Annotated in this window: 18 protein-coding genes and 1 other RNA gene; 11 read left to right on the top strand and 8 right to left on the bottom strand. The window is 53.9% G+C overall.

What is annotated here, in order from left to right:
* Nucleotides 1–19 precede the first annotated feature (19 nt).
* Both TA5113_RS10910 and TA5113_RS10905 read right to left on the bottom strand, forming a co-directional pair.
* A complete protein-coding gene (locus tag TA5113_RS10910) occupies nt 20–364 on the bottom strand; it encodes a YbaB/EbfC family nucleoid-associated protein (protein ID WP_058314962.1) in 345 nt (114 codons plus the stop codon).
* Nucleotides 365–448: 84 nt separating this feature from the next.
* Nucleotides 449–2,206: a DNA polymerase III subunit gamma/tau gene (locus TA5113_RS10905; RefSeq protein WP_058314963.1), complete on the bottom strand. Its 1,758-nt coding sequence runs from the start codon at nt 2,204–2,206 to the stop codon at nt 449–451.
* 249 nt (nt 2,207–2,455) lie between these two features.
* On the opposite strand from TA5113_RS10905, the gene TA5113_RS10900 reads away from it, so the two are divergent.
* Nucleotides 2,456–2,980: a dual specificity protein phosphatase family protein gene (locus tag TA5113_RS10900; RefSeq protein ID WP_058315747.1), complete on the top strand. Its 525-nt coding sequence runs from the start codon at nt 2,456–2,458 to the stop codon at nt 2,978–2,980.
* A gap of 11 nt (nt 2,981–2,991) precedes the next feature.
* On the opposite strand, the gene rsgA is transcribed toward TA5113_RS10900, so the two are convergent.
* The 3 genes from rsgA to TA5113_RS10890 all read right to left on the bottom strand — a co-directional run bounded on the left by rsgA (nt 2,992) and on the right by TA5113_RS10890 (nt 6,136).
* Nucleotides 2,992–4,017 carry a ribosome small subunit-dependent GTPase A gene (gene rsgA / locus TA5113_RS10895; RefSeq protein ID WP_058314964.1) on the bottom strand — a complete coding sequence of 342 codons (1,026 nt, stop codon included), beginning with the start codon at nt 4,015–4,017 and terminating at the stop codon, nt 2,992–2,994.
* 169 nt (nt 4,018–4,186) lie between these two features.
* An RNA gene (ffs, locus tag TA5113_RS16685) (signal recognition particle sRNA small type) lies at nt 4,187–4,285 on the bottom strand.
* Nucleotides 4,283–6,136 (bottom strand): 5'-nucleotidase C-terminal domain-containing protein, encoded by a 1,854-nt coding sequence (locus TA5113_RS10890; RefSeq protein WP_165589410.1) that lies wholly within the window; start codon nt 6,134–6,136, stop codon nt 4,283–4,285. Before TA5113_RS10890 ends, ffs begins: the two co-directional genes overlap by 3 nt.
* Before the next feature lie 217 nt (nt 6,137–6,353).
* Here TA5113_RS10890 and nudC point away from each other — a divergent pair, with 217 nt between their 5' ends.
* Both nudC and TA5113_RS10880 read left to right on the top strand, forming a co-directional pair.
* On the top strand, nt 6,354–7,319 hold the full coding sequence (nudC, locus tag TA5113_RS10885; RefSeq protein WP_058314966.1) for an NAD(+) diphosphatase: 966 nt from the start codon (nt 6,354–6,356) through the stop codon (nt 7,317–7,319).
* A gap of 68 nt (nt 7,320–7,387) precedes the next feature.
* Nucleotides 7,388–7,855, top strand: a complete 468-nt coding sequence (locus TA5113_RS10880) for an SRPBCC family protein (protein ID WP_058314967.1) — start codon at nt 7,388–7,390, stop codon at nt 7,853–7,855.
* 18 nt (nt 7,856–7,873) lie between these two features.
* Here the strand turns inward: TA5113_RS10880 and TA5113_RS10875 are convergent, their stop codons facing one another.
* A complete protein-coding gene (locus tag TA5113_RS10875; RefSeq protein ID WP_058314968.1) occupies nt 7,874–8,722 on the bottom strand; it encodes a prephenate dehydratase in 849 nt (282 codons plus the stop codon).
* Nucleotides 8,723–8,837: 115 nt separating this feature from the next.
* On the opposite strand from TA5113_RS10875, the gene TA5113_RS10870 reads away from it, so the two are divergent.
* The 5 genes from TA5113_RS10870 (at nt 8,838) to TA5113_RS10850 (ending at nt 15,312) form a co-directional block, all read left to right on the top strand.
* Nucleotides 8,838–9,359 carry a c-type cytochrome gene (locus TA5113_RS10870; protein WP_058314969.1) on the top strand — a complete coding sequence of 174 codons (522 nt, stop codon included), beginning with the start codon at nt 8,838–8,840 and terminating at the stop codon, nt 9,357–9,359.
* A 230-nt stretch (nt 9,360–9,589) separates the two neighbouring features.
* Nucleotides 9,590–11,524, top strand: a complete 1,935-nt coding sequence (locus TA5113_RS10865) for an extracellular solute-binding protein (protein WP_058314970.1) — start codon at nt 9,590–9,592, stop codon at nt 11,522–11,524.
* A 7-nt stretch (nt 11,525–11,531) separates the two neighbouring features.
* Nucleotides 11,532–12,623: a microcin C ABC transporter permease YejB gene (locus tag TA5113_RS10860; RefSeq protein WP_058314971.1), complete on the top strand. Its 1,092-nt coding sequence runs from the start codon at nt 11,532–11,534 to the stop codon at nt 12,621–12,623.
* Between the two features lie 5 nt (nt 12,624–12,628).
* On the top strand, nt 12,629–13,738 hold the full coding sequence (locus TA5113_RS10855; protein ID WP_058315748.1) for an ABC transporter permease: 1,110 nt from the start codon (nt 12,629–12,631) through the stop codon (nt 13,736–13,738).
* Nucleotides 13,735–15,312, top strand: coding sequence for an ABC transporter ATP-binding protein (locus TA5113_RS10850; protein ID WP_058314972.1), 1,578 nt, complete (start codon nt 13,735–13,737; stop codon nt 15,310–15,312). Before TA5113_RS10855 ends, TA5113_RS10850 begins: the two co-directional genes overlap by 4 nt.
* On the opposite strand, the gene hemN is transcribed toward TA5113_RS10850, so the two are convergent.
* Nucleotides 15,313–16,668 carry an oxygen-independent coproporphyrinogen III oxidase gene (gene hemN / locus TA5113_RS10845; RefSeq protein ID WP_058314973.1) on the bottom strand — a complete coding sequence of 452 codons (1,356 nt, stop codon included), beginning with the start codon at nt 16,666–16,668 and terminating at the stop codon, nt 15,313–15,315.
* A gap of 59 nt (nt 16,669–16,727) precedes the next feature.
* On the opposite strand from hemN, the gene fnrL reads away from it, so the two are divergent.
* Entirely contained in the window at nt 16,728–17,474 is a 747-nt protein-coding gene (gene fnrL / locus TA5113_RS10840; RefSeq protein ID WP_058314974.1) for a transcriptional regulator FnrL, read from the top strand.
* On the opposite strand, the gene TA5113_RS10835 is transcribed toward fnrL, so the two are convergent.
* The gene (locus TA5113_RS10835) at nt 17,471–18,310 is read right to left on the bottom strand and encodes a universal stress protein (RefSeq protein WP_058314975.1); all 840 of its coding nucleotides are present in this window, start codon (nt 18,308–18,310) and stop codon (nt 17,471–17,473) included. The genes fnrL and TA5113_RS10835 overlap by 4 nt on opposite strands.
* Before the next feature lie 212 nt (nt 18,311–18,522).
* Between TA5113_RS10835 and ccoN the strand changes: the two genes are divergently transcribed.
* Nucleotides 18,523–20,127: a cytochrome-c oxidase, cbb3-type subunit I gene (gene ccoN, locus TA5113_RS10830; RefSeq protein ID WP_058314976.1), complete on the top strand. Its 1,605-nt coding sequence runs from the start codon at nt 18,523–18,525 to the stop codon at nt 20,125–20,127.
* Nucleotides 20,128–20,141: 14 nt separating this feature from the next.
* The gene (gene ccoO, locus TA5113_RS10825; RefSeq protein ID WP_058314977.1) at nt 20,142–20,873 is read left to right on the top strand and encodes a cytochrome-c oxidase, cbb3-type subunit II; all 732 of its coding nucleotides are present in this window, start codon (nt 20,142–20,144) and stop codon (nt 20,871–20,873) included.
* Nucleotides 20,874–20,876: the final 3 nt, after the last annotated feature.

Raw genomic sequence — 20,876 nt, 5'->3', positions numbered from 1 at the left:
GCGAATGCGTCTTTAGAAATTAAAACGGCAGTTTGAAATCTGCGGGCAGGCCAAGGCCTTCGGTGATCTTGCCCATTTCGGATTGAGATTTTTCCGCGGCCTTGGATTGCGCGTCTTTGATGGCCGCCAGGATCAGGTCTTCGGCAACTTCTTTTTCAGACGGCACAAAGATCGATGGATCAATGTCGAGTGCTTTGAGTTCACCCTTGGCGGTGGCCGTGGCTTTCACGAGGCCCGCGCCGCTTTCGCCGACAACGGTCATGTTGTTCAGGTCGTCCTGCATCTGCTGAACTTTTTCCTGCATTTCCTGCGCTTGTTTCATCATCTTGGCCATATCGCCAATCTGGCCCAGTCCTTTAAGCATTGGGATCTCCTATTTGCTTGAGCGCTTGGCGTTCATTGTCTTTGTGCCCATATCGCAATTGTTTTTGGGTATAACAAGGGGCGCTTACTCTTCCTCAAAAGGATCCCATTCGTCTTCGACTTCCGGCAAGGCTTCGGCCAGCGCTTCATTTGCGATGTCTTGTTGGGATTTGATCTCGGTGATCTTGGATTTTGGGAAGGAGTCAAAGATCGCTTGCACCAATGGATGCGAACGTGCTTCCTCTCGCATCGCTTCAGCAGCGGCGTCTTCGACTTCAAAGATGGATGGCTGCCCGCCGTCATTGACCAAAATCACGGCCCAACGGTTGCCGGTCCAGCGTTGCAATGCGCCACCCAAACGTTGCGCCAAGTCTTGCGGTGCATTGGGCGCAGGAACGAATTCGATGCGTCCGGGTTGGTAGCTGGCCAAACGCACGTATTTTTTGACGTTGTTGAGCAGCAAACCATCGCGGTTGGATTTGATCAGTTCCACCACGTGATCAAAGGTCGCGTAGCGGGCCAATGCGTTGTCGCTTTGCGGGGCGAGCGCGGTCACTGTCCCACCCGGACCGCCCGCCATTTGGGTGCTTGCGTAGGCTTGCGTCGCCCCACCCCCGTTTGGGCCGCCATTTGGCGTTGGCGCACCGCCGCCCGATGGTGGTGTCGGTGGTGGAACAGGTGTGTTTTGCAATTTGCGCACCAGCTCTTCCGGGCTCGGCAGATCCGCAACATGGGTCAAGCGGATGATGGCCATTTCTGCGGCCATCATAGCGTTTGGCGCAGCGGCAACTTCTTCAATGGCTTTCAGAAGCATCTGCCACATGCGGGTCATGACTCGCATTGGCAGGGTTTCTGCCATCGCCTGACCACGGGCGCGTTCGTCCGGGCTGATAGTGGGATCATCCGCCGCTTCCGGCGTGATTTTCACCACAGAAACCCAATGGGTGATTTCGGCGAGGTCGCGCAGAACAGCCATCGGATCGGCCCCGTCGGCATATTGAGCCGACAGCTCATTGAGCGCACCGCCCGCGTCGCCCTTGAGGATCATGTCATAAAGGTCGAGCACGCGGCCACGGTCCGCGAGGCCGAGCATCGCGCGCACTTGATCTGCTGTTGTTTCGCCGGCACCGTGCGAAATGGCTTGGTCGAGCAAGGAAGTCGCATCCCGTGCAGAGCCTTCTGCCGCGCGAGTTATTAGGGCGAGCGCATCGTCGGAAATCTCGGCGCCCTCAGCGGTTGCGATTTTGCGCATGAGCGCGATCATATCCTCGGGTTCAATCCGGCGCAGGTCGAACCGTTGGCAGCGCGAGAGAACCGTCACCGGGACCTTGCGGATTTCCGTGGTCGCAAAAATGAATTTTACATGGGCAGGTGGTTCTTCCAACGTCTTCAGCAACGCGTTGAACGCGCTGGTGGAGAGCATGTGCACCTCGTCAATGATGTAGATCTTGTAGCGCGCGGACGCAGCCCGGTAGTGCACAGAGTCGATGATCTCGCGAATATCACCAACACCAGTGCGGGAGGCAGCGTCCATTTCGATCACGTCCACATGGCGACCTTCCATGATCGCGGTGCAATGCTCGCACTCGCCACAGGGTTCGGTTGTAGGGCCCCAAGTGCCATCCGGACCGATGCAGTTCATGCCTTTGGCGATAATCCGGGCAGTTGTGGTTTTACCGGTTCCACGGATACCAGTCATGACAAAGGCCTGCGCGATGCGGTCCGCTTCGAACGCGTTCTTCAGGGTGCGTACCATGGCGTTTTGCCCCACCAGATCCGCAAAGGTCTCTGGACGGTATTTGCGGGCCAGAACCTGATAGGTGGAATTTTCGGTATCGCTCATGAGGGGCCTTCTGAATCGGGTCCCAAGCAGGTTAAGGGTTGCAGGGCGGCACGTCCACCGGATTGGTGACCAGGCCTGCTTGTTCGCGCCTTGGTTTGCGGATGCCGTGGCGGTCATTCTTGCCATTGTATGCAGTCGCTGACCGGCCCCCTCAAAAATGGAAACAATAGCGCTAAAAGAAAGCCCTTGGTTTGCAGGCCGTCTATGCAAGAATGTGTGTCGGTGCGTGCGACTCGCCCTGAGGTTTTTATGGCGCATATTTCGTTTTTTGCATTGCCTGTCGGGGGCGGGGTACTGGGGATCTCGCAATTGCCCGGGCGTGGCGGCGACTATACTGCGGATTTAGTTGATATTCGGGCGTGGCGTCCGTCGATTGTTTTGTCTCTGACCACACTGGGGGAGATGGCGGACTTAGGCGCACAAACCCTTGGCACCGATTTGCGCGAAAGAGCCACGCGTTGGGTGCATCTGCCGATCTCAGATCTTGGCGTTCCTGATGCTGGATTTGAAGAGTCTTGGCCCGAGGTGGCCGAGAAGATCCTGTTGGCTCTGCGAGGCGGTGGCCGGGTGCTTGTCCACTGCAAAGGTGGATGCGGCCGGTCGGGCATGGTCGCGCTTCGCTTAATGGTGGAGGCAGGGGAAAAGGCGGACGTTGCATTGGGCAAATTGCGCGGTGTTCGACCCTGCGCGGTCGAAACAGACGAGCAATACCATTGGGCACAAAAAGGGCGGAAACGGAAACTGCCTCAACCGGGTGGATTACACTGCGGTTGAGGCTTGGTTTTTTAGCGGCCTTTGCGCCTATGGCTGCCCTTTACGACGGTGCGCACATGTTTGGAAAAAGATTTCTGGCGTCGACGGGTTTGGGCCAAAGTCTCGGAATTAAGCGTGTTTTCACGTTCCAACTTTAGCCAACGCGCTACGCGATCTGGGTCAACGTCACCCGCTTCGATCGCAGTTTTGATCGCGCATCCGGGCTCGGTATCATGATTGCAATCGTTGAACTTGCAGGATTGTGCCAAGATCCGAAGGTCTTCGAAAACCGCATCTAATCCTTCTTGCGCGTCAACCAGTTGCAATTCACGCATGCCCGGCGTGTCGATAAGCCAACCGCCATTTCGCATGGGTTTTAGAAAACGGGCGGTTGTCGTGTGCCGCCCTCTTGCGTCATCTTCTCGAATGCCTGCCGTGGCGTCATTGTCACCCGTCATGCCGTTTGCGAGGGTTGTTTTGCCAACGCCTGACGAGCCGACGAACGCAGCAGTTTGACCCTTTGAAACCCAAGCCATTGTGCGCGCGACCTCTTGCGGATCTTTGGCATTTAGAACCTCGACCGTCGGGGCTTGTGGGAGGCTGGCGACTTGTTGGCGATAGACCTCAGGATCGTCGCACATGTCGGTTTTGGTCAACAGTACGACTGGATAAGAACCGGCCGCCTCAGAAAGTGCCAAATAGCGTTCTAGTCTCGCGATGTTGAAGTCCGCATTGCAGGAACTGACGATGAAAAGCGTGTCGACATTGGCAGCGATTAGTTGAGACTTCACTTCGTGTCCCGCCGCGCGCCGCTGTAGCAACGTCTGCCGTTCTAGAATCGTTGTGATCCGGTTCTCTGGGTCTGCGAGCACCCAATCACCCACAGCAATTGAGCCGGTTTCATGATCTGGTGACAGAAGCTGAGTATAACCAGCAGGCGACAGTGCTGTGACGCTGCTTCGATGCACCTCAGAAACGCGAAACGGAGTCGGGCTGTCAGCCTCAATCTGGGCTGCGTAAAAAGAAGACCATCCAAGGTCTTGCAAGGTATAATTCATTGATTTTGCCTATGAAACGATAACATCAACGCATTTGCTTTCTGGCAAAGCGTAAACGAGTTCAGGCAAAGCAAGCCTAAGCTCAGGCTGCTGCCTGAAGGGATAACATGACAATCATAAAGTCCCTCCGTTCGTTTCGATTGGCGTCAACATGGACGCCGGTTTGGCAAGGTGAGAGGCTGAACATCGACCCAAGCGGGGCTCGTTACGGCTGCTTCCTTCCGGACCTGACCGGGTTGGCGAGGTGCTTGCCCGCGCCAACCTCTCAATTCCGGATATAGGCCGAGCGTTTGGGGAATGCAATAGACCCCGCTTTGGGTGATGCATCGAATTCAACGAGGAATTCCAAGAAACCGTCGGAATTCACGATCGGGTAATTTAGACCGATCTCTGGGCCATACCCTTCTTTTAGAATGTCGAGTGCGCCAGACCCTATTTGCACACATGCGGACATGTTTGGTGCATCTGAGAATTTCCAAGGAGACGTTGGAAGCTCTTCGCCGCGCACTCCGCGGGCCAACACCATTGATAAAATGCTCCTGCAATCAATCAACGGAAGGTCGAAGTGATTGCTTGTCGTCGCACCCGGAAAATTCCCACCGCCGCCCGCGCGGTAACTGTTGGTGAGCAGCACAAACGACTGGTCAGGATGCACGGGTTTTGAGTTCCAACGAAGGTCTTGAATGCGTTCACCGTTGCCGACTTTTTTACCCGAAACGTCGTAGCGGGCAGGTTGGGTCAGGTTGATCTCGTATGTTACTCCGAAAATCGTATCAAACCCGTAGCAAGGAAAAGCAGGGTCACGAAGCGGTTGGGGCGGTTTTTCGGCGTTTAGCCGGTTGTAACTTGATGCGGACATCTCCAACCATTCGCGCAAGCTTTGCCCATTGATGTGCAAGGCAACCAATGTGTTCTGAAATGGATGTAGCTTGGTAAGATCTTCTTGTGCAATTGTCCCGGCGTTGACCTGAATGTAGTTGTTCGGCCCGCCCCAGCCGCCTGCTTTGGTCGGGCTCGCCGCACTCAATACCGGTATATTTTCAGGAAAGAGATCGTTTGCGTGAATGCGGATGAACTCTCTTTGGGCGAAAGCGGTAAGTGCAACCGCTGGATCACCGGGCAGTCGAGAAAAATAGCTGTGGATTGGCACATTTATGCGCCCAACAGGTTCAGCCAAGTAGGAAGCACATTCCTTGTGGTACGGCTCTAGCAGCGATCGAAGCGCCTTATTTGATTTGGCTTCTCTGGTACTCAGCAGTCTTGAAGTACTCGCCAGCACCTGTGTTCGCATCGCGTCTTTTTCCAACTCCAATGTGATTTCACCCAACCAGGCCGCATCGCATCCAGGTTGCACGGTTGGAACGCCAAACAGAGTGCCATTGTGATGATTGATGCTGAGCGTGGGTTTTTGAGACTTGAGAGGAAATTGCCGATGGCTATGGCCACAAATCAGTGCATCGATGGGAACGCACTCTGCGATCGGCAAAGCAGCGTTTTCCATCTTTTCAGACAACTGCTGCGCGCCAATTCCACTGTGCAAAAGGCAAATGACAAGATCTGCATCCGCCGCCTTTAGTGTTTGCGCTTCACGGGTTGCGGCCTCAAAAATATCAAATGTCTGCGCATCTTGAGCCAGGTGACGATTGTTCCATGCGATGACCTGCTCGGGCAGCAATGAAAAAACGCCAATCTTCAAACAAATGGTTTCCCCATCCTCGTCCTCAAAATCGCGTTCCAAGATCACACTTGGCCGCCAGTTTTGTCGATCGCATTGAATGTTTGCGCTGAGAACAGGAAAATTAGCCTGTTTGATCCCGGTATTTAGAAAGTCGATTCCATAATCAAATTCATGATTTCCTAAACCGACCGCGTCATAACCAACGTGGTTCATTGCGCGAATGACTGGATGATGCTGAAACAACTCGTTCTGCGCCTCGCTGCAGTAATCGCATAGTGGTTTGCCCTGAAGAAAATCACCATTGTCAAAAACAAGACAGTTCCGATGCGACGCACGAATGTCATCAATAAGCGTGGCGGCATGGCTAAGGCTCGACCGGGTTTCATCGTTTTCGGTCGGGGTAAGCGCCCCATGCACGTCTGACGTCGCCAGAATTTTCAATGAAAGGCGCCGTGTTGTTTCGATTGAATTTGGAGCCAATTGCAGGCCTCGTGGGTAAAAAAGTTGTTTTGTAGAAGGGACTTCTGCTTTCAAAGGTAGTTCGCGTATAGGTTGTGTCAATTCTTTTTTGTCTCTCCGTGATACTACGGGATCGCAAAAACCTCAGGACAATGTTGATCAACTGGCGTATCTCATCAGCCAAAGCGGAGAGCAGGTTATGGCGAATTTTGAAGCAGTCACCTTTGGTGGTTCGGGTTTGGACCGAGCGGCCGAGTTGCGGGGCGATGAGAGTGCATTGCGGGCTGCGCTGACGGACCCGTCTAGTCGGTGCATCGCGTTTTGGCGCGAAAAACCATTGGTTTCAGGCGAGGATGCAAAACAGCTCGTGCGGTTGCCCATGAACCACGCGGTATCAGAGTATTCCATCGAGAGACCGCTGTTTTTGGGGAGGGATGAAGAGGGATTTGTTTTTGCGCACAATCTTGAGACCTGGGAGCCTGAAGCGCAGGATTTGCCGGGGTCTGATTTCGTAGATCTAACCCTGCAACACTTTCCGGGTCTTCCCGGGGATCATCAATTCGAAGAGTTGCGGGCGATTATGACTCGCTTGAACCCACGTGATGCTGAACTTGCTGCAACGGCGCGGTCGCTTTTTGCATGGCATCGCACTCACGGATTTTGCGCAAAATGCGGTCATCAGTCGGTGATCACGCAAGCGGGTTGGCAACGGGATTGTCCTGCATGTGGTGCCAAGCATTTTCCGCGAACGGATCCAGTGGTAATCATGCTGATCACCCATGGAAACCAAGTTCTGGTTGGGCGCAGCCCCGGGTGGCCAGAGGGGATGTATTCGCTGCTCGCTGGATTTCTTGAGCCGGGAGAAACACCGGAAGCCGCGGTGCGGCGCGAAGTCTATGAAGAGGCAGGCATTCGCGTCGGAGATGTCAGCTATCTCGGGAGCCAGCCTTGGGCATTCCCGTCCTCTCTGATGCTTGGATTTGAGGGCGAAGCTCTGGGCACTGACATCTCAATTGATCCAGTTGAGATCGAAGAAGCGATCTGGGTCAGCCGCGAAGCCATGATGGATGTGTTCGCAGGGACTCACCCAACGATAAAACGTCCGCGAAACGGGGCCATTGCACACTTTATATTAAAGAACTGGCTTGAAGATTGCCTTGATTAAGGCGAGAATCCGAAGAAGTCGGTCAATAACGTTCCACAATAAAACCCGCGTTTATAAAGAGCAGAGCAATGGAATTCACCGCAAAAGACGACCTAGATGTTCCGATCGAGGCAGCGTTTGACCTGCTCTCGGATTATGATGTGATCGAGCGCATGGCCATGCGTCGAGGGGTCGAAGTGCAACGGCATAATCCCGAGAAACCGATTGGCCTTGGCACGTCTTGGGATGTTGAGTTTGAGTGGCGCGGCAAAGACGTGCCGATGCAGGCTCAGATCATCAAGTATGAACGCCCAGATGTTTTGGAAATCGAAGCCATCATGCCGGGAATGGATGTGGTCGTACATTTCGAGTTGGTCGCACTTTCCAAGAAGCGGACACGCATGCATTTCCATGCAACTTCGACTGCCAAAACATTGCCGATGCGCCTGTTGCTTCAGTCGCTGAAGCTGGCACGCAGTAGCATCGACCGCAAAATCAAAGAGCGCGTGTCAATGCAGTGCCGAAATCTGGAAGAGCGTTACGCGCAGGCGGCATAATACCTTGCGTCTTTGGCATTAGCTTTCTTCTAAGTGCCGTGCTTTCTCCGCGGGATAAACGCCCAAGATATTGAGATAATTGGTGAAATAGTCCAGTTCCTCAAGCGCACGCTTTAGCGCTGGGTCCTCAGGGTGCCCTTCCACTTCTGCATAGAATTGGGTGGCCGTGAAACGGCCATCAACCATATAGCTTTCCAATTTGGTCATATTCACACCATTCGTCGCAAACCCACCCATCGCTTTGTACAAAGCAGCCGGGATGTTGCGCACTTGAAAGACGAAACTGGTGACCATGCCATGGCCTTTGTCGCGCCGATCTGTTTGCGCTTCAGGAGCCATGATAAGGAATCGTGTCGTGTTATTGGCGAAGTCTTCAATATGACGCGCCAAGACGTCGAGACCATAGATTTCGCCAGCCAATTCAGAAGCCAACGCGGCGGATGACTTGTCGCCAGCTTCCGCAACTTCGCGCGCCGCGCGTGCGTTATCTGGACTCACACGCCCACGAATATTGTGTTCCTTCAAGAAGGTTGCGCATTGCGGCAAAAGAACCAGATGGGAATAGGCTTCTTTCACATCTGAAAGCGATGCGCCGGGCACGGCGAGCAAGTTAATATGAACACGAACGAACGCCTCATCAATGATGTGAAGCCCACTTTGCGGCAGCAAACGGTGAATGTCTGCGACGCGTCCATAGGTGGTGTTCTCGACGGGCAACATCGCCAATGCGGCCTCGCCCGTTTTGACTGCTTCGATCGCATCTTCGAAGGTTGCACAAGGCAGCGCATCCATGTCTGGACGCGCATTTCGGCACGCCTCATGAGAGTAGGCGCCGGGTTCTCCTTGGAATGCAATCCGCTGTGTCATCGTCGTATCCGTATTTTTCCCAAAACAGGGCGTTTGGTCGCGGTATCTACACCTTGCTTTCAATGGAAGGAAGCGCTTAGGTTACGCCATCAACGCCACGAAATGGAAACGTAGCATGTTTGACACGATGACAATGACCAAAGTCGCAGGTGCACTCTGTGGATCACTGTTGGTCTTTTTGCTGGGCGCATGGGCCGCCGAAGAACTTTATCACACTGGCGGTGGCCATGGACATGGTGGCGAGGCAAAACAAGGCTATGCCATTGAGGTAGAAACAGCGAGCGCGGGCGCTGCTGTTGAAGAAGGCCCTTCTCTTGAAGAATTGCTCGCAGCGGCGGACCTAGGCAAAGGCGAAAAAGTATTTGGCAAGTGTAAAGCGTGCCACAAGCTTGAAGATGGCGCGAATGGCACCGGCCCACACCTGTTTAACGTGGTTGACCGTGCGGTTGGCGTACAAGATGGATTTGCATATTCAGGCGCAATGGTTGCTGTGGCTGAAACATGGTCAGCTGAAAACTTGGACGGTTTCTTGGCAAGCCCCAAGAAATTCGCACCCGGCACCAAAATGGGTTTCGGTGGTCTTAAGAAGCCAGCGGATCGTGCGAATTTGATTGCGTATCTTGCGACGATCAAGTGATCTGATTGGATCACAAAGAATTCATGGGGCCGTTGCGTTGCAGCGGCCTTTTCTTTTGCACAAGTCATTTGCGAACGGCTCCTGAAACAAGTTTTCACGGGGCTGTGCGAATCTGCCCTTGAAACGATCACCACTTGTTTATGCATTCTTGCCTTGAATGCTGTGAGGCCGAAGTCATAGTCTATAACAAAGGACCGCAAAGCGTTCAGTCTCAACAGAAAGGGCACCCTATGATTAAGCATGCCGAAGAAAAGAAGTTCCTAGAATTTTCACGGCGACATGTGCTTGGGCTCATGGGGAGCAGCGCTGCAGCAATTGGGTTCGGCCTGCCGGGGCGTGTTTACGCCGATGACGATGAGATGGTTGTCGCCCATGGTTACTCTTTCTTTGGCGAGTTGAAATATCCCAAAGACTTTCCTCACTTTGACTATGTAAATCCTAACGCGCCAGTTGGGGGTGAGATTGCCGTCGCGACGCGGGGCTCATTTGACGGTATGAACCGCTTTGCAAGCAAGGGGCGGTCTGGCCTGTATTCTGGCCTCATTGCCGAATCTATGTTCGCAGATGGGCCATTTGGGACCGCCACTCCGGCTGACCGCTTGACGGAGTCCTATTGCCTGCTCGCACACACCGTTGAATACCCGAAGAGCAAACGTTGGTGTGTCTTCCACATGCGCCCTGAAGCGCGGTTCGCCGACGGATCCCCGCTTACGGCCCATGATGCCGCCTTCACACATAACCTCTTCTTGGAACAAGGCATTCGCAGTTATGCGCGTGCGGTGAAGCAGCGTATCAAAGGTGTTGAGGTCATTGATGATCACACCCTGCGATATGAGTTTGTAGATGGCATTTCACGGCGCTCTCTTGTGTCTCAAGTCGGTGGCACGCCGGTGTTTTCCAAAGACTGGTATGAGCGTACCGGCGAACGGTTGGATGAACCGAGCCTCAATACCCCTATGGGGAGTGGTCCATACGTGGTCGATGATTTCGAGGTGAATCGTTACATCGTTTACAAACGCAATCCGGATTACTGGGGCTGGCATGTGAATGTGAACAAAGGCCGCCACAACTATGATCGCGTGCGTGTCGAATATTTTGCGGATGACGCCGCAGAATTTGAGGCGTTCAAATCTGGCGTTTACACATTCCGCGCGGAAGGCAGTACAAAACGCTGGGCGACCGGCTACGACTTCCCGGCGATCGACAAGGGCTTTGTAAAACGCCAAACTCTAAAGAGTGGAACACCTCCATCTCCGACCGGCTTTATCTTCAACTTCCAACGCGAAAAGTTTCAGGACAAACGTGTACGCGAAGCCATGGCGCTTGCGTTTAACTTCCAGTGGACCAGTGCCTCACTGCAATATGACCTGACGGAACAGCGTCATTCGTTCGTTCAGAACACAGAGATTGAAGCGAAAGGCGTACCAGAAGGTTTGGAAAAAGCGTTCCTCGAAAGCCTTGGCGATGTCGTGCCAGCTGAAATGATGACCGAAGAAGCGGTGCTGGCGCACACATCAAACCCGAACACCACCGTTGATCGCCGCAACAAGCGCAAAGCGTTGAAGCTTCTTCAGGATGTCGGTTGGATCGTGGGTGATGATGGCAAGCTCAGAAACGACGCGGGCGAGCCATTCCAGGTGCAGTTTATGCTGTCTTCTGCGACATCTGACACGGCTGAAGCAATCATCACAACCTATGTTTCTAACCTTCAATCCTTCGGCTTTGATGCTGAAATGGAGAAGGTAGACACCGCGCAAATGCAGCAGCGGTTCTTGGACAAAGACTTCGATATGCTCTTCACGCGGAACCAGTCTTTCCAGACATCGGGAACGGGCTTGATGCAGACCTATGGTTCCGAGCAAGCGATCGTTTCGTCTTGGAACCCTCAATCTCTGCAAAGCCCATTGGTGGACGCAATTATCGAAGCGTCTCTCGAGACGAAATCTCGTGAGGAAGAAGTTGCTTCCTTGGTGGCACTGGATCGCGCATTGCGTTACCTGCGCATTCAAGTGCCTGTGGGATATGTGGCGGACAATTGGATTGCGTCTTATGACATGTATGAACATCCAGAAGAGTTGCCGCCCTTGGCCGTTGGCTATCTCGATTTCTGGTGGCAGAACGAAGAGAAATATGAAGCTCTTAAAGCCGCTGGTGCGTTTGGGTAACTGAACCGTGGGCGCCTATATTCTAAGACGGCTATTGCTGGTTATCCCGACGCTTATTGGGATCATGATCATTAACTTTAGCTTGGTGCAATTTGTACCGGGTGGACCAATCGAACAAATCATTGCGGAAATGCGTGGCGAGGGCGACGTGTTTGGCGGATTTGCGGGTGGGTCCAATGATGTTGACTTAAACAGCGAAGCATTGGGTTCTGACAGCGAATATATCGGCGCTCGAGGCTTGCCCAAAGACTTCATCGAAGAACTCGAAAAGGAATTTGGCTTCGATAAGCCGCCCGTCCAGCGTTTTCTCGACATGATGTGGAACTATATCCAGCTAGACTTTGGCGAGAGCTATTTCCGAAAAATCGGCGTCATCGACTTGGTATTAGAGAAGCTGCCGGTGTCTATTACACTCGGCCTTTGGTCCACGCTAATCGCTTATATCGTCTCAATCCCGCTTGGCATTCGCAAAGCTGTGAAGGACGGAACGGCCTTTGACACCTGGACAAGCGGCGCGATCATTGTGGCTTATGCAATCCCGGGCTTCCTCTTTGCGATCCTTCTCGTTGTTCTCTTCGCTGGGGGCTCTTACTGGCGTATCTTCCCACTTCGCGGACTGACAAGCGATGGTTGGGAAGACATGACCCTCATTGGCCAAATCCTTGATTACTTCTGGCACATCACTTTGCCAGTGCTTGCCAGCACGATTTCTGCCTTTGCAACACTCACATTGCTCACCAAGAACTCGTTCTTGGATGAGATCAAGAAACACTATGTTATGACCGCGCGGGCGAAGGGCCTGAGCGAAAATCGGGTTCTGTATGGGCATGTTTTCCGCAACGCGATGCTGATTGTCATCGCGGGATTCCCAGCGGTGTTCATTGGTGTTTTCTTTGGCGGTTCGCTGATTATCGAAACGATCTTCTCGCTTGATGGCCTTGGGCGCCTGGGTTTCGAAGCAGCGGTGGCGCGCGATTACCCGGTGATCTTCGGTACCCTCTTTGTGTTCGGCCTTATTGGCCTTGTGGTCGGGATTTTGAGCGACTTGATGTATGTGTTTGTTGATCCACGCATCGACTTTGAGCGGAGGGAAGGCTGATGGGTATGATCTCGCTTTCCCCGATCAACCAGCGCCGCTGGCGCAATTTTTGCCGCAACCGTCGCGCGTACTGGTCATTGATCATTTTCAGTGTGGTTTTCGGCCTCAGCCTGTTTGCTGAGCTTATTGCCAACGACAAACCCATCTTGGTCAAATACCAAGGCGAGTACTATACGCCGGTTTTCAAATTCTATCCGGAAACGGCTTTTGGCGGGGATTTCAGAACCGAAGCGGCTTACCGAGATCCAGAGGTCGAGTGTCTGATCGTGACCGGCGGGATGGACCTCTGTTTTGATGACCCGGAAGGCTATATTGAGGATGCCCAAGATGGCGTGATCGAGGGCGAGACCATCCAACAAGGTTGGTCCCTTTGGCCATTGATCCCTTATTCCTTTGATACACCCGTGGATCGTGCAGGGGCTGCGCCATTGGCTCCGAATGAGCAGAACTGGCTTGGCACCGATGACACCAAGCGAGACGTGGTCGCACGGGTGATTTACGGTTTCCGCCTTTCGATCTTCTTCACTCTGATCGTGACCACATTTGCAAGCATTGTGGGGATTCTCGCAGGTGCTATTCAAGGTTACTTCGGTGGTTGGGTAGATCTCATTTTTCAGCGGGTGATCGAGATTTGGGGGGCGACCCCAAGCCTCTACATCATCATTATTCTCTTCGCGATATTGGGGCGAAGTTTCTGGCTATTGGTGTTCCTAACAGTGCTCTTTGGCTGGACGGCCCTTGTGGGCGTTGTCCGGGCTGAATTCCTAAGGGCGCGCAACCTTGAATATGTGCGCGCTGCCAAAGCGCTGGGCGTCTCAAACCGGGTGATCATGTTCCGCCACATGTTGCCAAACGCGATGGTTGCCACGGTGACCATGCTGCCGTTCATCGTAACAGGTACCATCTCTACACTGGCTGGGCTCGATTTTCTGGGCTTTGGCTTGCCGTCTTCCGCACCGTCTCTGGGCGAGCTGACATTGCAAGCCAAGCAGAACCTGCAAGCGCCATGGCTTGGCTTCACCGCCTTCTTTACCTTCGCCATTATGCTGTCGCTTCTTGTCTTCATCTTCGAAGGCGTGCGTGACGCGTTTGACCCTAGAAAGACCTTTTCATGAGCATTCTCAAGGTTCGGAACCTGCGTGTGTCTTTCCGGGTCGAAGGCCGAGACTTCCAGGCCGTCAAAGGCGTGTCTTTCTCAGTCGATCGGGGAGAGACCGTTGCTTTGGTGGGCGAGTCCGGTTCCGGCAAGTCGGTGACTGCGCTGTCTACCGTTTCTTTGCTGGGTGCGAGCGCCGCCGTCGAAGGTTCTGTACAATATGACGGTCAAGAGATGGTCAATGCGGATGAGAAGCTGCTGCGCAAAGTGCGCGGCAATGACATCAGCTTTATTTTCCAAGAGCCGATGACCTCGCTTAATCCTCTCCATACGCTGGAAAAGCAGCTGGGAGAGTCGCTTGCTCTGCACCAAGGGATTGTTGGCGATGAGGCGCGCGGGCGGATTCTTGATCTGCTTGAGAAAGTCGGCATCCGAGATGCTGAAAGCCGACTGACGTCTTATCCTCACCAACTTAGTGGTGGCCAGCGACAGCGCGTGATGATCGCAATGGCTTTGGCCAATAAGCCGGACATTTTGGTGGCGGACGAGCCGACAACGGCACTGGACGTGACCATTCAAGCGCAGATCCTTGAGTTGCTGGCGGAGTTGAAGAAATCCGAAGGCATGGGGCTGTTGTTCATCACCCATGATCTGGGGATCGTTCGTAAAATCGCCGACAAGGTTTGCGTCATGAAAGACGGCGAGATTGTCGAGGCTGGCCCGGTAGCCGAAATCTTCGAAAATCCACAACACGAATACACCAAAACTTTGCTGAATGCCCGTGCTGCGGGTGTGCCCGAGCCTGTGTCTGAGGACGCCCCAGTTGTGGCTGAAACAGACGGTCTGCGCATCTGGTTCCCAATCCAACGCGGTTTACTGCGGCGAACCGTGGGCCATGTGAAAGCTGTGAACGATGCGACGCTCACTGTAAGAGCAGGGGAGACGTTGGGTATCGTCGGCGAGAGTGGTTCTGGGAAGACTACGCTTGCCCTTGCCCTTATGCGTTTGATTTCCTCCGAGGGCGGCATCCACTTTATGGGTGAGGACATCCGGCAGCGAAACACCAAGTCCTTGCGCGCCCTGCGCAAGGATATGCAAATCGTGTTTCAGGATCCGTTTGGAAGCCTGTCCCCGCGTATGAGCTGCGAGCAAATTATTGCGGAAGGTCTTGGCGTACATGGTAATCCCGATGGGCGCGATCCGCGGGATTTGGTAGCGGAAGTTATGGATGAAGTGGGGCTGGACCCAGCGACAATGGATCGCTACCCACATGAGTTCTCTGGCGGTCAACGCCAAAGGATCGCAATTGCGCGGGCCATGATCCTGCGCCCCAAACTGGTCGTCTTGGATGAACCAACATCAGCATTGGACATGACGGTGCAGGTTCAGATCGTGGACTTGCTGCGGAACCTGCAGAAGAAGTACGGCTTGGCCTATCTCTTCATCAGCCATGACCTGCACGTCGTGCGTGCCATGAGCCATAAGATCATGGTGATGAAGCAAGGGGATGTGGTTGAGGCTGGCGATGCAAGCCAAGTCTTTATGCAACCTTCGACGGATTACACACGCGAATTGATGGCGGCCGCTGATTGATCAAATCGCTGCGCTGTGGCGTGCTTTGGTTTGGTCATAGGCGTCAAAACTGCGTGCGATAAGACGCGTTAACGGGCGTACCTCCGGCGGGATATACAAGCCGTCATGAGTTACGCTTAGCAAACCATCGAATTCAGTGTTCACAGCCTCAAACCGCTGCCGCAGCTGCGTAGGCGTGATGTCAAAGAGGTCTACGATCTCCGCTGTATCAACCGCAAAATCACACATCACCGCTTCGATCAGTCGGGAATTTAGTGTGTCTTCCCCGGAAAAGCGATGCCCGCGGGAGACTGAAAATCTCCCTGACTCAATCGCTTTTATATAGGCGGCCGTTGCGGGAGCATTTTGCGCGAAACCTTGTGGGAACCGAGAGATGGAGGACGCGCCGATGCCAATCAAAACATCTGCCTGATCGTCGGTGTATCCTTGAAAATTCCTTCGTAGTGTCCCCGCCTTCGCAGCCTTTGCCAGCCCATCGCTGGGCAACGCGAAGTGGTCAATGCCAATTGCGTCGTAACCATCCCACTCAAACAGCTTTGATGCAGCTTCAAACAACGCAAGGCGTTCTTCTGGTGTTGGAAGTTTGTCTGATGGGATGAGCTGCTGGCGTTTTGCCATCCAAGGCACGTGGGCATAGCCATAAAGCGCGACTCGGTCTGGGGAGAGCGACAGGAGCTTTTGGACACTTTCCGTGATCTTTTCCAAATTTTGGTCCGGCAGTCCAAAGAGAATGTCTGCGTTTAGACTGTCGATCCCGCGCGCCCGGATCATCTCGGAGACGTCCTTGGTCAGGGCATAGCTTTGTTGCCGTCCAATGATATCCTGAATGTCTGGATCAAAATCCTGCACGCCAATTGAAGCGCGTGTCATGCCCGCGCGTGCGAGAGCATCCAAACGCGCTTCATCAAGCTCGTTTGGGTCGATCTCTACCGAGAATTCACCGCCCGCGGCCATGGGCGCAGTTTCAAAGATGGCGTCCGTTATTTGGTCTATCATCTCTGGCGTCAAAAGGGTGGGTGTTCCTCCGCCCCAATGCAGACGAGAAAGCGTCACGCCTTCTGGCAACCGGTCAGTTAACATTCTGAGTTCTGTTCGCAAAACATCGACATAAGCAGCGACCGGTGATGCGGATTGGGTGCCCTGAGTACGACAAGCGCAGAACCAGCAGAGACGCCGGCAAAACGGCACGTGGACGTATAGAGAAATCTCCGCGCCCTCTGGAATTTTGCTTAAGCAGTCCTCAAAAAACGGCGCGCCGATCCCTGTGTTGAAATGCGGTGCTGTTGGATAACTGGTGTAGCGCGGTACCTTAGCGTCAAACAGTCCCAGTTTTGCGAATTGCTGTTTTTGTCTCATGTCGATAGCATTAGGGGGTGAGACGTGAGTCTTCTTTGACGCAGATCAAAGGTTTAACGATGCTATTGGATATGCCGGGCCAAGCGCCCAGCCATTGTGGAGACTGCCAAATCCGGCACCGCGCCGTATGTGCGAAGTGCGACACGGACGAATTGCAGCGCCTTGAAGAGATCAAATACTATCGCAGCTTTGAAGCGGGGCAGACTGTGATTTGGTCCGGCGATCACATGGGGTTTGTTGGCTCTATTGTCACTGGCATCGCGACGTTGACCCAGACAATGGAGGACGGGCGAACCCAAATGGTGGGTCTTTTGCTGCCATCTGATTTCGTTGGGCGTCCTGGCCGCGAGATCGCGCCTTATGACGTGGTTGCGACCTCTGATATCGTTATGTGTTGTTTCCGCCGTAAGCCGTTTGAAGAGATGATGGAAAGCACACCTCATATCGCGCAGCGCTTGTTGCAGATGACTCTTGATGAGTTGGATGCTGCTCGTGAATGGATGTTGGTGCTTGGTCGCAAAAAGGCACGGGAACGGATCGCGTCGCTGCTGGCGATCATTGCGCGGCGCGATGCGACCCTGAAACTGGCCTCGCTGCAGGGCAAGATCGAATTTGATTTGCCCCTGACCCGTGAAGCAATGGCTGACTATTTGGGCCTTACTCTAGAAACAGTAAGCCGCCAAATCTCCGCGCTTAAGAAAGACGGGGTCATTTCGGTCGAAGGCAATCGCCACGTTACTGTGCATGACATGGACACCTTGTTGCAGGAAGCAGGTGACGATACCGATGGAGGCATCCTCTCTTAATGCGCCATGAACACCGGTACGTCCGCTTGTTCGAGCATATGGCGTGTTGCACCGCCTAAGATAGATTCCCTGAGCCGCGAGTGGCCATAAGCGCCCATCACAATGAGGTCAGATCTTTTGTCCTTAGCGTGTCGCAATATGACATCAGATACCCGTGGAAGCGATTTGGATAAGACGTCGATTTCCACGTGCACACCATGGCGAGCCAAGAAGGTAGACAGCAATCCCCCCGGATCAGAACGATTGGCTCCGTGTTTCGCGGGGTCGATCACCAGAACGCGAACGATATTCGCGGATTTCAAAAGCGGTAGCGCGGCCTTTGCTGCATTGAGAGATTCTTGGCTTTCGTTCCAAGCAAGAGTGACCACTTTGGGTTCAGAGAGCGGCTTCATTCCATTGGGCACCACAAGAACTGGCGCGGCCCCATCAAAAAGCGCGGCCTCAACAATGGTCTCCATCTCGACACCGTGTTTGTCACCGTATGGCTTTGGTAGAATTGTCAGGTCCGAAAACCGAGCGCGGGCAGCAACGTGGCGCGCCACATCGGTCGTCATGCAAACACCAGCTTCGGTTCCCCAACGACCATCGGTATTTTTAAGAAATGTTGTCGCCATGCGCTCTATGTCTAGCGCCTCGGCGCGCGCGTCATTCAACGTGGTCTCGACGACCACGGCGCTGGCACCAGAAAAGTAGTGTCCCATCTGCGTTCGGTCGACACCGAGGCAGAGGACATCAAGATGCGCGTGTTGATTTCGCGCGAAATGGCTTGCCTGTTCCAAGGGCGTTTGCGCGAATTCGATATCTGAAAGCACCGTTAAGATGGATTTATAAGTCATGGGACCTCTCACCTAAGGCTAAATTGTTCTGCGAACTGTGAGCTCTTGAACCTATCCTGTGCCTCAGATGCTGCCTGCGCCTTGATGCAGATCAAGGCAGCGATTCCGCCAGCGCGGCAAAACCCCTTCAGTCAGTAGCCGCCCGCAATCTGTTTGGATTCGATTCTTGTTTGGATCCATAACGCTAGCTGGGCACGACAAAGGGACATGAAATGGTCAACATAGTTAAGCTGGTCGTGCTGGGAGTAGTCACGCTATTTGCGATGATTGCTGCCAACTATGCACGCGATTTGGCCTATATGGTGCAAGCATTGATCGTGATGCTCGTCGCCGGAGGGCTTTTCTTGTGGACCCTGAGAGGTGTTGGGGAAGAGAAACCCGCGATCAATCAGGGCGAGTATATGGATGATGTCATCCGGTTTGGGGTGGTCGCGACCGCCCTTTGGGGTGTCGTCGGGTTTTTGGTTGGCGTCGTCATCGCCTTTCAATTGGCCTTTCCAGTGCTCAATTTTGAATGGTCCCAAGGGATCACAAACTTCGGCCGTTTGCGTCCTCTGCACACAAGTGCGGTGATTTTTGCCTTTGGGGGCAACGCTTTAATCGCCACCTCGTTTTATGTCGTTCAGCGCACCAGCGCAGCGCGACTATGGGGCGGCAACCTCGCTTGGTTTGTGTTCTGGGGCTATCAGCTTTTTATCGTGCTTGCGGCAACTGGCTATGTGTTTGGCGGCACTCAGGGCAAAGAATATGCCGAGCCTGAATGGCATGTCGATCTTTGGCTCACCATCGTCTGGGTCGCGTACCTTGCGGTGTTCTTGGGCACCATCATCAAGCGCAAAGAGAAGCATATCTATGTGGCGAACTGGTTCTTCCTGAGCTTCATCGTCACCGTTGCGATGCTGCATTTGGTGAACAACGCGACCATTCCAGTCAGCATCTTTGGTTCGAAATCCGTGATCCTTTGGGCCGGTGTTCAGGACGCCATGGTGCAGTGGTGGTATGGCCACAACGCTGTGGGCTTCTTCCTGACAGCGGGCTTCTTGGGCATGATGTACTACTTCATTCCAAAGCAAGCCGAACGTCCGGTTTTCTCGTACAAACTGTCCATCATTCACTTTTGGGCGCTGATCTTCCTGTATATCTGGGCGGGTCCGCACCACTTGCACTATACAGCGCTCCCTGACTGGGCATCGACCTTGGGTATGGTCTTCTCGATCATCCTCTGGATGCCAAGCTGGGGTGGTATGATCAACGGTCTGATGACGCTCTCCGGCGCCTGGGACAAACTGCGCACCGACCCGGTTATCCGGATGATGGTGATCAGCCTTGGCTTCTACGGCATGTCCACCTTCGAAGGCCCGATGATGTCGATCCGTGCGGTGAACTCTCTGAGCCACTACACTGACTGGACCATTGGGCACGTGCACTCTGGTGCGCTGGGCTGGAATGGTATGATCACATTCGGTGCGCTGTACTTCCTAGTGCCAGTTCTGTGGAAACGCGAGCGTCTTTACAGCCTGACCATGGTCAGCTGGCACTTCTGGCTCGCGACTATCGGCATCATTCTCTACGCGGCCTCCATGTGGGTCACAGGGATCATGGAAGGTCTGATGTGGCGTGAAGTGGATGCGAACGGCTTCCTCGTGAACTCTTTCGCCGACACCGTGGCAGCGAAGCTTCCGATGTATGTGGTGCGCGGATTGGGCGGGGTCATGTACCTCACCGGCGCGATCATCATGTGCGTGAACCTCTATCTAACCGTTCGCAGAGCCCCAGCACGGGAGGCCCGCCTCTCTGTTGCGGTCCCAGCGGAATAAGGAGGGTCTAAGAGATGGCAATTCTTGATAAACACAAAATCCTAGAAACCAATGCGACACTCCTTTTGGTGTTCAGCTTCCTCGTCGTGACTATCGGGGGGATCGTACAGATCGCCCCGCTGTTCTGGCTGGAAAACACCATCGAGGACGTTGAGGGCATGCGGCCTTATACACCACTGGAACTTGCAGGGCGTGACATCTATCTGCGCGAAGGCTGCTATGTCTGCCACAGCCAGATGATCCGCCCAATGCGAGACGAAGTAGAGCGCTACGGTCACTACTCACTGGCGGCAGAGTCACAGTATGACCACCCATTCCAGTGGGGGTCCAAACGGACGGGTCCTGATCTGGCGCGTGTTGGTGGTCGCTACTCTGACGATTGGCATGTTGATCACCTGATCGATCCGCAGTCGGTTGTACCTGAATCGATCATGCCGAAATATGGCTATCTGACCAACAAGCAGGTCGATGGGAAGCACATCGGCGACTTGATGCGGACTCAGTCGTATGTCGGCGTGCCTTACACCGATGAAATGATCGTGAATGCGCAGTTGGACTTCAACGCACAAGCCGATCCCGATCTGGACTACGACGGGCTGCTGGAACGCTACGGCGAGGACAGCGTGAACGTGCGCAACTTCGATGGGCGCCACGGCACCTCTGAGATGGATGCGTTGGTCGCCTATCTGCAAATGCTGGGCACATTGGTCGACTTCTCGACCTTCACCCCAGATGCGTCACGTTAAGGG

The organism is Cognatishimia activa (genome assembly GCF_001458335.1).
Classification (GTDB): domain Bacteria; phylum Pseudomonadota; class Alphaproteobacteria; order Rhodobacterales; family Rhodobacteraceae; genus Cognatishimia; species Cognatishimia activa.
This window is presented reverse-complemented; position numbering and strand designations above follow the sequence as displayed.